Origin of the sequence: Myxacorys almedinensis A (genome assembly GCF_010091945.1) — a bacterium.
GTDB lineage: Bacteria > Cyanobacteriota > Cyanobacteriia > Leptolyngbyales > Leptolyngbyaceae > Myxacorys > Myxacorys almedinensis.
The window spans coordinates 196,476-210,133 of record NZ_WVIE01000004.1 but is presented as its reverse complement, the minus strand read 5'-3'; the positions used below and the strand labels follow the sequence as shown (position 1 = coordinate 210,133).

The following is a 13,658-nucleotide window of genomic DNA, read 5'->3' as shown; positions in this document are numbered from 1 at the left end:
TTCTTATTTTGGTGAATTAAACTATAATTATTAGTACTCTTACGATTCGTTAAGCTTGTGTTTACAGCACCCTTTGCTCTGTCTAAGCCACTCCTGCCGACCGATTTGGTAGGCGCGATCGCAACTCTCAAACGCGATCTCAATGCGGTCATTTTGGCGCACTACTACCAAGATCCAGATATTCAAGATGTCGCTGATTTCCTCGGAGACTCCCTCGGATTGTCTCGTCAAGCCGCCCAAACCGATGCAGATGTGATTGTGTTTGCGGGCGTTCACTTCATGGCAGAAACTGCAAAAATTCTCAATCCAGATAAGTTAGTGCTGCTGCCCGATTTAGATGCGGGTTGCTCTCTTGCAGATAGTTGCCCACCGAGCGAGTTTGCTAAGTTTAGGGAAAAACACCCAGATCATTTGGTAATTTCCTACATAAATTGCACCGCAGACATCAAAGCGATGAGTGACATTATTTGCACCAGTGCCAACGCGGTAAAGATTGTACAGCAAATTCCCCAAGACCAGCCGATTATTTTTGCCCCCGATCGCAACCTAGGCAGATACGTGATGCAGCAAACCGGGCGAGACATGGTGCTGTGGCAAGGAAGCTGCATGGTGCATGAAACGTTTTCCGAAAAGAAAATGGTGCAACTAAAAATTCAGCATCCCACCGCCGAGGTGATTGCCCACCCAGAATGCGAAGAGGCTATTTTGCGCCACGCCGATTACATCGGGTCTACCACGGCATTACTCAAGTATTGTCAGCACAGCGCGAGTCAGTCAATCATCGTGGTGACGGAACCTGGAATCATTCACCAGATGGAGAAAGCCGCGCCTGACAAGCAGTTTATTCCTGCACCGCCGCTCAACACCTGCGCCTGTAATGAATGTCCTCACATGCGACTCAACACGTTGGAGAAACTCTATCTCGCGATGAAAAATCGAGAGCCGGAAATCACGCTGCCCGAATCTACTCGGTTAGCGGCGCTTCGCCCGATACAACGCATGTTAGACATGAGTCGGTGAACGACCAGAATGCTAGGGTTCTAGAATTGCTTTGATCGCGTAATATCAAGTCTGCAACAAATTTGACCTGTCATCAGTCACAGGTGTTGTATTTATAAAGGCGATGAGCGATCGTATGAACCCTACTTGCCCTACTTCTCTATTTCGTCCTGCATTCATTACTATTCTCGCGGTAACGGCTGTAGTCTCCTCCCTCGGCCCGGTGCGGGCCCAATCTACAGCCGGCACAATTTGCCCCGCCCAACTTGGAGGAGCCATTGATCGAGCGATCGCCCGCGTTCCTGGCGCAAAGTGGAGCGTTTTGGTGCAAACCCAAGGGGCGACAGGCGCTCGCAGCAATGTCTACAGGCGAAACTTCTCGACGTTGCTCGTTCCAGCGTCAAACAACAAAATTCTTACCACGGCTGCCGCCCTCAAAAAGTTAGGCGCACAGCACCGCATCACAACCCCTGTATTTGGTAATAGTGCGGGTCCAGATTTGGCAACTCTAAGAGTGATTGGGCAAGGCGATCCAAGCCTCAAGACAGCGCAACTCAATGCTTTGGCTCAGCAGTTGCGTCAGCGGGGCATTCGTCAGACCAATCTCTTGATCGGAGACGACACCGTTTTTCAGGGTGAACCGTACAACCCGTTTTGGAGCAATCGGCATCGTGGGTTGGGCTATGCCCCTCCGGTCAACAGCTTAATGCTGAATGAAAACATTATTTATAATGGGGCAGTTCCCAATGCTGGAAACTATTTTGTGGGAGAGTTTCGCAAAGCGTTGACCAAAGCTGGCATTAAAATAGCAGCTTCAACTTTAGTGAAACGGACGCCCGCTCCGGCGGGAGAAGTTGCCCTCGCGTCTGTGACCTCGCCGCCGCTATCGAGCTTGATTTTTGAAACCAATCAAGCCAGCAATAATGTTTATGCGGAGACGCTGCTCAAAACGTTAGGTCGGCTGCAAAATCCGAACAGTCTTGACACCAACACGAGCGGTGTCGCGACGGTAAAATCGATTTTGACGGAGATGGGGGTAAATCCCAATCGATATACCATGGTAGACGGGTCGGGCTTGGCAGATCGTAACCTTGCTAGTGCGGAAGCGTTTGTCCAAACGTTGCAAGCGATCGCACTCATGCCAGAAGCCCAAATTTATCGGCGATCGCTGCCGGTGGCAGGGGTAAGTGGCACACTCTCCAATCGCTTCCGTAATACGCCGGCTCAAGGCATCGTTGCGGCTAAAACCGGAACCATTTCAGGAGTTGTTTCCCTTTCGGGCTATGTTTCCCCCCGTAACTATTCACCCTTAGTATTCAGTGTTCTTGTCAATTCTGGAGCGTCTGCTTCTACCGTTCGGAGTGCGGTTGATGAAGCTGTCATTTCGATGGCACGGCTGCGTAAGTGTTAAGGGTCATGTCAGCAATTCAGCTAGGGAAATGCCAAAGCCTTGAAGCGTTGTTTGGGTTGAAATTGTATCTCCAGGATTAAACAGTTGCCAAGAAGTCTCCGCCGTTTTTACCAGAACAATTCTCGCCTCTGGAAACACCAGCCAGACTTCTTGGCAACCTGACTCTAGATACTCGCTAGATACTCGATCGCTTTCGCAAACAACCCTTCTACACTGTCATCTGGAGAAGCAATTTCTGCAATGAGCGGAAAGCTCTGAGGCAAGCCTGCTTCCTGCCCAAACTGAGCTACCAGTTCTGGTGACATATAAGCAACATCAGGACGACGCCCCTGCTTGAGAGTACGACAGACTGTTTCGGTCACGACCTCTCCACCCAATTTCTAAGCATCTATGTGGTTGCCCCAAAATCGAGAGAGCCTATATTGTAAACAGTGGCAACGATTTCGTTATCACAGTCAAAGGCAATCAGCCGAAATTGTATCAGCATCTCCAAGCCCAGTTTCAGCACTCCGCCGCTCAAAGTAAAGTGAGGATAGCGATCGCACTCCCAAGACAATCCGCGATCGCTTTGAGGGAGATGTGATTGCAGTTGCTAAACAAATATGCGATCGCTGTAGATAATTGGTGCCATCGTTAAGTTTTTGGCTGAATAGATGCAACAGCAGCAGAGCCGACGATTTCCCGGATTCAATCTCGACCGAAAGCCGCAACAACGGTGACAGAATGGATGGCGCAGACTGAGGCGATGCAGGAAGCACACCCGATAGTTGTCTCATTTCTGTTGATGTAAGACTGGCTTCCCTGTCGCTGCAACCTGTTCAACAATATCGATCGCTTTCTTGACTCCCCCAGAGCGTTGAATCATCGCTTGCAATCGGAGAGCGTTATCTTTATAAGTCTCCTTAGTCAAAACGTGTTGAATCGCACTCCGCAGCTTAGAAACACTTAAACGCTTCAGAGGGATCACCTCTCCAGTTCCTGTCCAAGCGATACGAGCAGCGACCCCCGGTTGGTCATTGGCAATCGGAATGGCAACCATTGGCACTCCATTACTTAATGATTCCAACGTAGTATTCATGCCTGCATGAGTAATAGTGAGCGTAGTCCGTTGTAATAGATCTAGTTGAGGAGCATACTCAACCACCAAAGGAGACCCAGGGAGTGGAAGGAGCGCCTCTGGCGTGCTGCCACCGCCCAGAGCAATGACTAACTGAGCATCCAGTTCCCGGCAGGCTTCTGCAATGATTTGGAACGTTCCGAGCAACTGGTTTTGCACTGTACCAAGGGAGGCATAAATTAGTGGTTGCCCTGTCAACTGCTCAAACGGAAAGGATGAGGGTGCCCGACTAGCCGAATTTGAATAAGGTCCTGTGAAATGAAAGCAGGCAGGCAAGTGTTGCCGTGGGAACTCAAATTCAGCAGGCTGTTGGCAGAGTTGAGCCAGGTTAGAGTAGGCATCATCGGGGTGAGTGTAAGCGGGTAAATTCCAGTGTTGTCGATATTCAACCACTAGATCTGTAATCGGTCGAGCAATACGAGTCATAAACTCGTGACCCAGTTGATTCCGAATCTGTGCCCACCGGGTCGAATGGTATCTCCAAGCGGTATTGAAAGGAGGAACCTTGGGATCTTGGTTTAACATCAGAGCACAACAAACGCTGATGAAAGGAAGATCTAAGAATTGGGCAACTGTGGAGCCTCCGAAGGACGTTTGATCGATGAGTAGGACTTCTATACCAGCACTTTGGAGAGCGGCAGGGGCTTCTTGTAGCAGGGTGAGCGTGAGTTGTTTAAACAACTCGATGGTGTACCGAAATGCAGTAAATCCTTCGAGTTGACCCAATTTTGTGAAAGCGTCTGGAACTGCACCAAGTGGAAAGGCTACTTCGCCGATCGCCCGAAATTCTAATCCTGCTGCCAACACTTTTGGTTTTGCATCCGGCATGCCAACGACAGTAACGCGATGCCCTCGCTGATGCAATTCATATCCTAGAGCAGTCATGGGATTAAGGTGACCACTAGCGGCGGGACAGAGGATGCCAAAGTGAGCCATAACTTTTAGATAGGCAATTATGTCAAGTAGCCTCAACCTTACCTCAAACGATGCAATTAAAGTCAGAGATGAGAGAAAAAAGCTGGCTGATGCAGTTTTGCCAATGGTCAACTGTCTTTGATTCAACTTTGGGCTTGTGACTTCGGTCTCTCATTTTTCCTAGTTAAAACCGCTGCCCTTTTCGACACTTAGCCGCACTTAGCCGCGATCGCAGTAGAAAAAATTGCTTAATCAACCGTAACCCTTCAGTGATACTCTGAGAACTGGCGATAAAAGCGCAAAAAGTATTTGAAATAGCTGAACCACAGTAGGGCGTAAGCATGGTCACCACCGCAGAAAAAACAAGTATTGGTTACATCACGCAAATCATCGGTCCAGTTCTGGACGTTCGATTTTCCAACGGCAAAATGCCGCAGATTTACAACGCCTTGAAAATCACAGGTAAAACTGACGCGGGTCAAGACGTTTCCGTGACCTGCGAGGTGCAGCAGCTTCTCGGTGATAACCAAGTTCGCGCCGTGGCAATGAGCACCACAGACGGTCTCGTACGCGGCATGGAAGTTGCAGACACAGGCGCTCCGATCAGCGTTCCCGTCGGAACCGCCACCTTAGGTCGAATCTTCAACGTACTGGGTGAGCCTGTCGATGAGCGCGGTCCTGTCAACAACACAGAGACCATGCCGATCCACCGTGATGCTCCCAAGCTGACCGAGCTAGAAACCAAACCTTCCGTGTTTGAGACCGGAATCAAGGTGATTGATTTGCTAACGCCCTATCGTCGGGGTGGAAAAATTGGTCTGTTTGGTGGTGCAGGTGTGGGCAAGACCGTCATTATGATGGAATTGATTAACAACATCGCAACCAATCATGGTGGTGTGTCCGTTTTTGCAGGGGTAGGAGAGCGCACCCGCGAAGGAAATGACCTCTACAACGAAATGATCGAATCTGGCGTTATCAAAAAAGATAACCTCAACGACTCCAAGATTGCCTTGGTTTACGGTCAGATGAATGAGCCACCAGGGGCGAGAATGCGCGTTGGTTTGTCGGGTCTGACGATGGCCGAATACTTCCGTGATGTTAACAAGCAAGACGTTTTGCTGTTTGTTGATAACATCTTCCGGTTTGTGCAAGCGGGGTCTGAAGTATCTGCGCTGCTCGGACGGATGCCCTCGGCAGTAGGATACCAGCCAACACTCGGTACAGACGTGGGGGACTTGCAAGAGCGGATCACCTCGACGACTGAGGGTTCGATTACGTCGATTCAAGCCGTCTACGTTCCGGCAGATGACTTGACTGATCCTGCCCCTGCCACCACCTTTGCTCACCTAGACGGAACTACAGTGTTGTCTAGAGGTCTTGCTTCTAAAGGGATTTATCCGGCGGTCGATCCGCTCGATTCGAGTTCGACTATGTTGCAGCCTGCGATCGTAGGAGACGATCACTACGACACCGCTCGTAATGTACAGTCCACCCTCCAGCGCTACAAAGAGCTTCAAGACATTATCGCCATCTTGGGTCTTGATGAGTTGTCTGAGGAAGATCGCTTAATTGTGTCTCGCGCCCGCAAGATCGAGCGCTTTTTGTCTCAGCCCTTCTTTGTGGCAGAAGTCTTTACCGGATCTCCAGGTAAATATGTCACGCTTGAAAAGACCATCAAAGGCTTCAAGCGCATTTTGGCAGGGGAATTAGATGAGTTGCCAGAGCAGGCATTCTATCTAGTCGGCGATATTGACGAAGCGATCGCGAAAGCCGAAAAGATCAAAGCAGATACCAAGTAAGAGCCGCCGCAACCTTTAAGACAGGAAGAGGGACGATCGCAAAATTTAGTCTTTCTTCTTGTTCTCAATCGCGGAGTTTGATCGGTTACTCGTTATTTTTTACAGAAGATTATGCCGTTAACTGTTCGCGTTATTGCTCCAGACAAAACCGTCTGGGATTCTACTGCTGATGAAGTGATTTTGCCAAGCACCACTGGGCAACTGGGGATTTTGGCAGGACACGCACCCTTGCTGACGGCGCTTGATACTGGCGTGATGCGGGTTCGAGCAGATAAAACTTGGGTGCCGATCGCGCTGACTGGCGGATTTGCTGAAGTTGAAAGCAACGAAGTGACGATCCTCGTAAACGGGGCTGAGCGCGGAGATACGATCGATCGTGAGGCGGCTAAAATAGCCTACACTGAGGCAGAAGCTGCGTTAGCAAAAGCCGAGCAAGGAAGTCCCAAGCAAGAACAACTGCAAGCCACCCAAGCTCTAAAAAGGGCGCGGGCGCGACTGCAAGCTTCAGGGGGAACGGTTTAAGAGGGTCGCTAGCCTGACTGTACCTTTTCAGCAGTTTTGAGCAAGCAAAAAGGGAGAACGATCAGTGTTCTCCCTTTTGTTTTGGAACAAGCCAACCGCAGGATGCTTGAGTCGAGACGCTCTGCACAACTGGCTCCCGAAGGATCAAATCGCGCAAACGAGAAAAGGATTACACTCGTCCACGCAGCATTTGAGCCATCTCATTTTGCTTCGGCGACATTTCTAGCGCTACTTCCTCCGTAATGCGACCTTCCTCATACAGTTTGTAGAGCGACTGGTTCATCGTACACATGCCGTCAAAGCCGCATTTTGGCAAGATTGCTTCGATCTCGTCGAGTTCGCCTTTACGGATGTAGTCTCTAATAGCATCTGTGTTGATGAGAATATCGTGAAAAGCGGCTCGTTTACCATCAGTGGTGCGGCACAAGCCCTGGGCTATCACAGTCACCAACGATTCTGCCAGCGCTATCCGCATCGGAGGTTGCTCTTCGGGTTTATACAGGCTCAAGACACGCTCGATCGTTTTCACTGCGCTGTTGGTGTGCAGCGTTCCCATCACCAAGTGTCCTGTCTGAGCCGCTTTTAGGGCAGTGTTGACCGTCTCCTTGTCGCGCATTTCACCAATTAGAATAATATCTGGATCTTCCCGCAAGGCTGCTTTCAGGGCATTGTCAAACTTGCGAGTGTGAATGCCGACTTCACGGTGCTTGATCAACGATTTCTGACTTTTGTGAATAAATTCAATCGGGTCTTCGATCGTGATGATGTTTTTTGGCATCTCCTTATTGATGTAGTCCAACATCGCCGCCATCGTAGTCGATTTACCTGACCCCGTAGGGCCTGTGACCAAAATCAAGCCTTTGTGATAGTGACAAACATCTTTAAATACTGGGGGCAGATTTAGCTGCTCCATGGTCAAAATCTTGAGCGGAATCAATCGCATAACCATGGCAGGACCGTGCAACGAGCCAAAAATATTGATCCGAACCCGCGCAAAGTCGTATTGAGTTGCTCCATCGAAGTCGAGGGTTTCTTCGTATTGGCTAATGTCTGCTTCGCTCAGCACTTCCCGCAGCCAACCCATGAACGTATCTTGGTCGGTTACGGGAAACTCGGTCGCTTCGATTTCCCCTCGGTTGCGGAAGCGCGGCACTTCACCCACTCCCACATGCACATCTGAAAAGCCTTTGTCAAACGCAAGCTTGATCAACTGTGCCAACGTTGGAGAGCCATTGGGCGAGCGGCGAGCTACGCCGGGAACGGTTGGGGGTGCAGTGGGGCGATGTCCGATAGTGGGCGGCGGCACTGATCCGTTGGGGGGGTCTGAGGTGGGCAATGCCGAAAGTATTGCTGTAGCAGGAGCAGAGGTTGAATTTGCTCTGGTGGCTGCGGTTCCTCCGGAGTTGTTCAAGCCATTAATTGCATCTGCCTGTGCCATGGGCGGGGCAACTCCGGGTAAAGGCGAGTTTGCTGCTGGGCTAGGCATGGCGAGCGTCTGCGTAGCAGTATTGACCTCAGTGATAGGATCGGCAAGTCCAGTAGACGGCTGTGAAGCGGCTCCTTCAGCGGGGCGTGAAGTACTCATCGCTTCGAGCATTGCACTACCAGAATGCCGTAGGGGTGGTGGCGGCGCAGGCGGAACGCGAGGAGCGGGAGGCGGCGTAATGGACGGACGCTGGGTATCTGGTGTCATATCCTATCGGTGATAAAGAACTCTAAGGGGAAAGTATCCTATGGGAGTTTGCTAGATCTCAGTTTGGGAGCAAGAGTGCAGGCGTTGGTTATTGACGGTTAATCCACGGGAGGCTGGGTGCAGATGCTGTATGTGCTGATCTTGCTTCGGGCTTTGCACCATCGGTTGCCCAGAGTTAAAGAATGTAGGACGGCATAAAGTCTAAACTCGGTTTCTGGGAGCATAGGCTTGACAGAATTGCAGCAGACTTTTAGCTTTTAATCAGCTTTCCCGAAAGGCGAGTATCCGTATCAAGCAACGCATAGGAATCAGGAGAACTAAGCCCATGAGCCAGATAGAAGGGTGGTATGTCGTGAAACAACCAGAAGGACATTGCCAAATTGTTTCTGTCTCAGCGCAGGACTGGGAGAGTAGCCATGCAAAACCCCCTGAGGAAACGGAGAAGTGGGGCCCGTTTGGCTCAGAGGGAGATGCGATCGCACGTCGCGTTGGCTTGATTCGGGCTGGAAAGTGCCGACCTGTTTGAGCGCCAGCTTGTTTAGTTGACGTTACACTAACGCTTTGCTACTTTAAATTACTTTGATTCTGCACGAGTGGTGTCCTTGCCAGAGATTCGCTGGTTGAGCACTTGTAGCGCTTTAGCATACTGAGGATCTTCAGTTGTGCCAATTTTGTCGCGATCTTGCACCAACACCTGGCGCTGCTGATCATTGAGATCAAACACCACATCTGGAGCAATGCCGTTCTTGTTGATATCTCGACCATTGGGCGTGAGGTATTTTGCGATCGTCACCGCCAGACCCGATCCGTCCCCCAATCCTCGCACCGATTGAACCAGCCCTTTGCCAAACGTCTTGGTTCCTACGATCGTCGCGCGGCGGTTGTCTTGCAAGGCTCCAGACAGAATTTCGCTAGCACTAGCAGACCCGCCATCTACTAAAACAACCAGCGGCTTGGTCGTCAGGGCGCGGTTGTTGGCACTTTCTTTTTCAGAGATGCCTTTACGGTCAACGGTTGACACGATCCCCCCGCTTTGAAGCCACATCCGGGCGATATCGACGCTGGCATAGAGCAACCCACCAGGGTTAGAGCGCAGATCCAGAATGTAACCCGAAACGCCCTGCTTTTCTAGGTTTTGAATTGCATTTCGCATCTCAGGGGCGGCGTTAGCACTAAACTGCACCAGGCGGATGTAACCCACATTTCCGGTCGGAGAGGGCTTGACGCTGTAGCGGACAGGGTGAATTTCGATTTTGGCGCGCTTGAGCGGAAAATCTAGCTGTTGGTTGCCTCGTACGACGGTGAGCTTGACCTGGGTTCCAGCCGCTCCCCGAATCAGGTTGACGGCTTGGTTAACGTCCATTCCTTCGGTGCTTTTGCCGTCAATTTGGGCAATGATATCTTTTGCCAAAATTCCGGCAGACGATGCAGGGCTGCCCTCGATCGGTGCGACCACGGTCAGCTTTTTCGTTTTCTCATCGGCAGCAAGCTGAATGCCAACGCCGGTTAGCTCACCAGACGTATCGATCTGCATGTTTTTGAACTCGGTCGGGTCCATAAACCGGGTGTACTGGTCGCCCAACGGCTTCAGCATTTCTCGGATCGCTTTGTATGCCTCTTCTTTGTTGGCATAGTTGCGGGCGAGATATTGGCTGCGCGCCGCCTTCCAGTCGACTTGGTTAAACGTGCCATCGACATAGTTGCGATCGATAACTTGCCAGACCTCATCGACAATCTCCTTCGGACTTTCCCGAAAGAACGCTTGCCCCTTGTTGAGATGAATTCCAGCCCCGGTAATAGTTACAGCAGTAACGGCGGCTGCCGTTGCACCTAAGACAAGCGCTCGTTTCGTCATGGTCATATTGCTCAAACCGTAGAAAATGACTGAAAAAGATTATGCTCAATCTAACACAGCAATCTTAGGGCAATCCGTAATAAATACGTCTAAGTTTTAAGGATCAATCCATTTGCCGTCAGATTTAATCAGGTTAATGAGTTCTTCAACCCCTTGAGCTTCGGGCACTTTCTTGATCTCATTTCGACCTCGGTATAAAGAAATGTAACCTGCTTGCTTGCCGACGTAGCCGTAATCAGCATCCGCCATTTCTCCTGGACCGTTGACAATACATCCCATCACGGCGATATCTAAGCCTGTCAGGTGTTGAGTAGCCGTTCTCACTTGATGCAACACTTCTTCTAGGTTAAACAACGTGCGCCCGCAAGACGGACAGGCAACATACTCCACCATGGTTTTGCGGAGTCCGAGGGCTTGCAGAATGCCATAGCACACGGGAATTTCTTTTTCTGGGGCTTCGGTTAGGGAAACGCGCAGAGTATCCCCAATTCCTTCTGCTAGCAGTGTCCCGATGCCTGCGGTGGATTTGATGCGTCCATACTCGCCATCTCCCGCTTCGGTGACGCCCAAATGAATCGGGTAGTCCATGCCGAGTTCATCCATGCGCTTGACCATGAGACGGTTAGCAGCAATCATCACGGGCACTCTGGAGGCTTTGAGCGATAGTTCGATGTGGTAGAAGTTGAGAGCTTCGCAAATGCGAATAAACTCTAGCGCCGATTCCACCATGCCTTCGGGCGTGTCGCCGTAGGTAAAGAGCATCCGTTCGGAGAGAGAGCCATGATTGACGCCAATCCGCATGGACTTGTTTTGATCTCGCAGCGAAATCACGAGCGGTTCGAGGGTTTCACGGATTTTGCTGCCGATCTCGTCAAATTCTGCCGAGGTATAGTCTGTGCGATCGCTCTTCGGCTTTTCAAACACATACAGCCCTGGATTAATTCGCACGTTATCCACATGGTGTGCCACCTCAAGGGCAATCTTCATGCCGTTGTGATGCACGTCGGCAACCAGGGGAACGGGTTGATAGGATTTGTGCAAGCGATCGCGGATCTCCTCCATTGCCTTGGCGTGCGCCATGCTAGGCACCGTCACCCGGACAATTTCACAGCCAATTTCATGTAACCGACGAATCGCCGCCACCGATCCATCAATATCTAGCGTGTCTTCATTGATCATAGACTGCACCGCTACCGGATGCCCACCACCGATCGTGATGCTGCCAACCGGCACAGGACGGGTTTTGCGGCGCTGTATAGCGGGATCAGTAGAATACTGGTTTGAAGCGATGATAGTAGGAGGACTGGGCAGAGTTTGCATGGTGGCTAATTAAATCTTCGACAGCAAATAACGCAGGAAGGGTCAAGTTTTCCTAGGGTTGTCAGGAATGACAAGTTGCTATTCACTGTCTTTCAGATTGCCACAGAAAGTGGTTTTTTGGCGGTTTTCTGGAGAACAAGCAACGAAGATGGTTTTGTGGAACGGACTCGCTTTGCGTTAGCTCTGTCTGCTAAGGCAACATCAACTGTTTGCTGCTGACGAGACGTTGCTGCCAGCGTTCCCCCACGTAGCCTACAGAAACCGTTACACCCGTCTCACCTCTAGCCTTTGCACCTCTAGCCTTTGCACAATCGAGACTCTTGCTTGACCACCCCAGACATCGCTGCATTTTGTAGCGTCATGAAGGCACGGAGGTCTTCTTGGTCATATTTCATACTCAGCAATTGCCGAAGCAAGTTTTCTGCTTCCACCGTTAGTACTCCGGTTACAAGAGCTTGCTGGACTACATCCCGAATTAGAGCCATACTCACACCCCAACGTGCATCAGGAAAAACAAGTGTTTGCCGAGCAGGTCGCCATCTCAACACGTCATATTAAGCAAACCACAAACCAGATTGCCAATATTCTTTTGTGGCTTTGCAGAATTGATTTATAGAAGGTAAAGAGTCATATAACTGTTTGAAAATATTAGAGGGATTTTGTCAAAAAAACGGTATTCCTCCAAACAGTTTACGATAGGCGTGTTAGCCGCTAGATGCAAGCGACGTAGGGGAATTGGGGAAGTTCCTTAACTCGAAAAATTAGTATTTGACGCTATAGAACTTAATAGGAACCTAACAGAGGAAGGCGTGACATATGGAGGAGTCTACCCTAAAAAATTCTAAGTAAATTATTCGTGAATAAGTCATATTTAATACTTTGAAATCAGCAATAAAAAACTTAATATTATTTAATTTCAGATGCTTAATATAGCGCTTTTGGCTATTAGCAACGCGAGGCGAAACTGACCTAACTGCATTTAGTGACAAACAGTGCGATCTGGTTGTGTATTATGCTACCCGTTAAAATTGCGGCTAGAGTATTTCATCAAACCAGAGTCAGAGTGAAGATGGATTGATTAGGCTGCCCCACCAGCCCTCACGGTGTTGGCGGAAGTTCTAGCGCGATCGCGCCCAAGTTGCCTTTGCGAAAATCCGTCAAAATCTGCCGGGCTGTCCGTTCGATGTCACCTTGATAGTTTTGGTTAGCGAGCGATCGCAGGTAACTTTCTCCGCTCAGATCCTCTAGTGCTAGGGCATACCGCTCGTGCAACACCTGCTCGATCTGCAATGTGTTTAACAAATCGACAAAAGCTGCTGCGACTCGTTGATTGTCGTAACCGGCTTCGCCAATGTCATCGCAAATCGCTAGTTTAATCGCGGCATCTTGGTTGGTAAGTTTGTTGGGAAGGACTCCGGGGGCATCTAACAGGTCGATTTGATCGGAAATTCTGACCCAGCGTAATTGACGAGTTACCCCCGCTCGGCGGGCACTTTCTACCACTCTACGTTTGAGCAAGCGATTGATCAGCGCCGATTTGCCAACGTTGGGAAAGCCGATCACAACGGCACGGATAGGGCGAGGCAGCATACCGCGATCGCGCCGTCGTTCGTTCACTTGAGCGCCTGCAACTTGAACTGCTTTAGAAACCGCATCGATCGCTTTTCCGTGCTGAGCATCGGTGAAGTATGGCTCTTGTCCCTGCTGCTGAAACCATTCTGTCCACCGCTCTTTCGCCGACGACGAGATCATATCCATCCGATTGAGGACTAAAACGCGCCCTTTGTTGCCCAACCACTGCTCAATCTGAGGATGATGGGTGGCGCTAGGAATACGGGCATCGCGAACTTCTAAGACCACATCGACGCGCTTTAGCTGCTCAAGCAGAGATTTTTCTGCTTTGGCGATGTGACCGGGATACCACTGGATGGGGGGAGAAGACATAGGGACGATGGCAAAAAGGGAAGCGAACACTGGGCGGAGCGAAGCTACCGCGCTTTACAGCAATAAAGTTACAGCAATAAAGT

13 protein-coding genes are annotated in these 13,658 nt (G+C 50.3%); 5 read left to right on the top strand and 8 right to left on the bottom strand.

The genetic code is table 11. The annotated features are described in order from the left end of the window. Window positions 1–57: 57 nt before the first annotated feature. Window positions 58–1,020 carry a quinolinate synthase NadA gene (gene nadA / locus GS601_RS05035; RefSeq protein ID WP_162422169.1) on the top strand — a complete coding sequence of 321 codons (963 nt, stop codon included), beginning with the start codon at window positions 58–60 and terminating at the stop codon, window positions 1,018–1,020. Window positions 1,021–1,135: 115 nt separating this feature from the next. After that, window positions 1,136–2,410: a D-alanyl-D-alanine carboxypeptidase/D-alanyl-D-alanine endopeptidase gene (gene dacB, locus GS601_RS05030; protein WP_162422168.1), complete on the top strand. Its 1,275-nt coding sequence runs from the start codon at window positions 1,136–1,138 to the stop codon at window positions 2,408–2,410. Window positions 2,411–2,574: 164 nt separating this feature from the next. On the opposite strand, the gene GS601_RS22840 is transcribed toward dacB, so the two are convergent. From GS601_RS22840 to GS601_RS05015, 3 genes are all read right to left on the bottom strand, one after another. Further along, a complete protein-coding gene (locus GS601_RS22840) occupies window positions 2,575–2,772 on the bottom strand; it encodes a Uma2 family endonuclease (RefSeq protein WP_202924862.1) in 198 nt (65 codons plus the stop codon). Window positions 2,773–2,865: 93 nt separating this feature from the next. Further along, on the bottom strand, window positions 2,866–3,186 hold the full coding sequence (locus GS601_RS05020) for a hypothetical protein (RefSeq protein ID WP_162422167.1): 321 nt from the start codon (window positions 3,184–3,186) through the stop codon (window positions 2,866–2,868). Further along, window positions 3,183–4,412, bottom strand: a complete 1,230-nt coding sequence (locus GS601_RS05015; protein WP_238393089.1) for a glycosyltransferase — start codon at window positions 4,410–4,412, stop codon at window positions 3,183–3,185. The genes GS601_RS05020 and GS601_RS05015 overlap by 4 nt, the downstream gene beginning before the upstream one ends. Window positions 4,413–4,783: 371 nt before the next feature. Here GS601_RS05015 and atpD point away from each other — a divergent pair, with 371 nt between their 5' ends. Further along, entirely contained in the window at window positions 4,784–6,241 is a 1,458-nt protein-coding gene (gene atpD, locus GS601_RS05010; RefSeq protein WP_162422165.1) for a F0F1 ATP synthase subunit beta, read from the top strand. Window positions 6,242–6,352: 111 nt separating this feature from the next. Beyond that, window positions 6,353–6,763: an ATP synthase F1 subunit epsilon gene (gene atpC, locus GS601_RS05005; RefSeq protein WP_162422164.1), complete on the top strand. Its 411-nt coding sequence runs from the start codon at window positions 6,353–6,355 to the stop codon at window positions 6,761–6,763. Window positions 6,764–6,932: 169 nt separating this feature from the next. On the opposite strand, the gene GS601_RS05000 is transcribed toward atpC, so the two are convergent. Then, a complete protein-coding gene (locus GS601_RS05000) occupies window positions 6,933–8,456 on the bottom strand; it encodes a type IV pilus twitching motility protein PilT (protein ID WP_238393088.1) in 1,524 nt (507 codons plus the stop codon). Window positions 8,457–8,781: 325 nt separating this feature from the next. Here GS601_RS05000 and GS601_RS04995 point away from each other — a divergent pair, with 325 nt between their 5' ends. Beyond that, the gene (locus tag GS601_RS04995) at window positions 8,782–8,982 is read left to right on the top strand and encodes a DDE transposase family protein (protein WP_162422163.1); all 201 of its coding nucleotides are present in this window, start codon (window positions 8,782–8,784) and stop codon (window positions 8,980–8,982) included. 48 nt (window positions 8,983–9,030) lie between these two features. On the opposite strand, the gene ctpC is transcribed toward GS601_RS04995, so the two are convergent. The 4 genes from ctpC to ylqF all read right to left on the bottom strand — a co-directional run bounded on the left by ctpC (window position 9,031) and on the right by ylqF (window position 13,575). Next, window positions 9,031–10,317, bottom strand: coding sequence for a carboxyl-terminal processing protease CtpC (ctpC, locus tag GS601_RS04990; protein ID WP_162422162.1), 1,287 nt, complete (start codon window positions 10,315–10,317; stop codon window positions 9,031–9,033). Window positions 10,318–10,407: 90 nt separating this feature from the next. Further along, the gene (gene ispG, locus GS601_RS04985) at window positions 10,408–11,631 is read right to left on the bottom strand and encodes a (E)-4-hydroxy-3-methylbut-2-enyl-diphosphate synthase (protein WP_162422161.1); all 1,224 of its coding nucleotides are present in this window, start codon (window positions 11,629–11,631) and stop codon (window positions 10,408–10,410) included. A gap of 296 nt (window positions 11,632–11,927) precedes the next feature. After that, a complete protein-coding gene (locus GS601_RS04980; RefSeq protein WP_162422160.1) occupies window positions 11,928–12,116 on the bottom strand; it encodes a hypothetical protein in 189 nt (62 codons plus the stop codon). Between the two features lie 613 nt (window positions 12,117–12,729). Beyond that, window positions 12,730–13,575 carry a ribosome biogenesis GTPase YlqF gene (gene ylqF / locus GS601_RS04975; protein ID WP_162422159.1) on the bottom strand — a complete coding sequence of 282 codons (846 nt, stop codon included), beginning with the start codon at window positions 13,573–13,575 and terminating at the stop codon, window positions 12,730–12,732. Between the last annotated feature and the right edge of the window lie 83 nt (window positions 13,576–13,658).

What these genes read in the sequence shown, in the direction of transcription:
- ctpC (WP_162422162.1), bottom strand. Translation starts at nt 10,317, where the DNA reads ATGACCATGACGAAACGAGCGCTTGTCTTAGGTGCAACGGCAGCCGCC.
- GS601_RS05020 (WP_162422167.1), bottom strand. Translation starts at nt 3,186, where the DNA reads ATGAGACAACTATCGGGTGTGCTTCCTGCATCGCCTCAGTCTGCGCCA.
- atpC (WP_162422164.1), top strand. Translation starts at nt 6,353, where the DNA reads ATGCCGTTAACTGTTCGCGTTATTGCTCCAGACAAAACCGTCTGGGAT.
- GS601_RS04980 (WP_162422160.1), bottom strand. Translation starts at nt 12,116, where the DNA reads ATGGCTCTAATTCGGGATGTAGTCCAGCAAGCTCTTGTAACCGGAGTA.
- ylqF (WP_162422159.1), bottom strand. Translation starts at nt 13,575, where the DNA reads ATGTCTTCTCCCCCCATCCAGTGGTATCCCGGTCACATCGCCAAAGCA.
- GS601_RS05015 (WP_238393089.1), bottom strand. Translation starts at nt 4,412, where the DNA reads ATGACTGCTCTAGGATATGAATTGCATCAGCGAGGGCATCGCGTTACT.
- GS601_RS04995 (WP_162422163.1), top strand. Translation starts at nt 8,782, where the DNA reads ATGAGCCAGATAGAAGGGTGGTATGTCGTGAAACAACCAGAAGGACAT.
- atpD (WP_162422165.1), top strand. Translation starts at nt 4,784, where the DNA reads ATGGTCACCACCGCAGAAAAAACAAGTATTGGTTACATCACGCAAATC.
- dacB (WP_162422168.1), top strand. Translation starts at nt 1,136, where the DNA reads ATGAACCCTACTTGCCCTACTTCTCTATTTCGTCCTGCATTCATTACT.
- GS601_RS05000 (WP_238393088.1), bottom strand. Translation starts at nt 8,456, where the DNA reads ATGACACCAGATACCCAGCGTCCGTCCATTACGCCGCCTCCCGCTCCT.
- ispG (WP_162422161.1), bottom strand. Translation starts at nt 11,631, where the DNA reads ATGCAAACTCTGCCCAGTCCTCCTACTATCATCGCTTCAAACCAGTAT.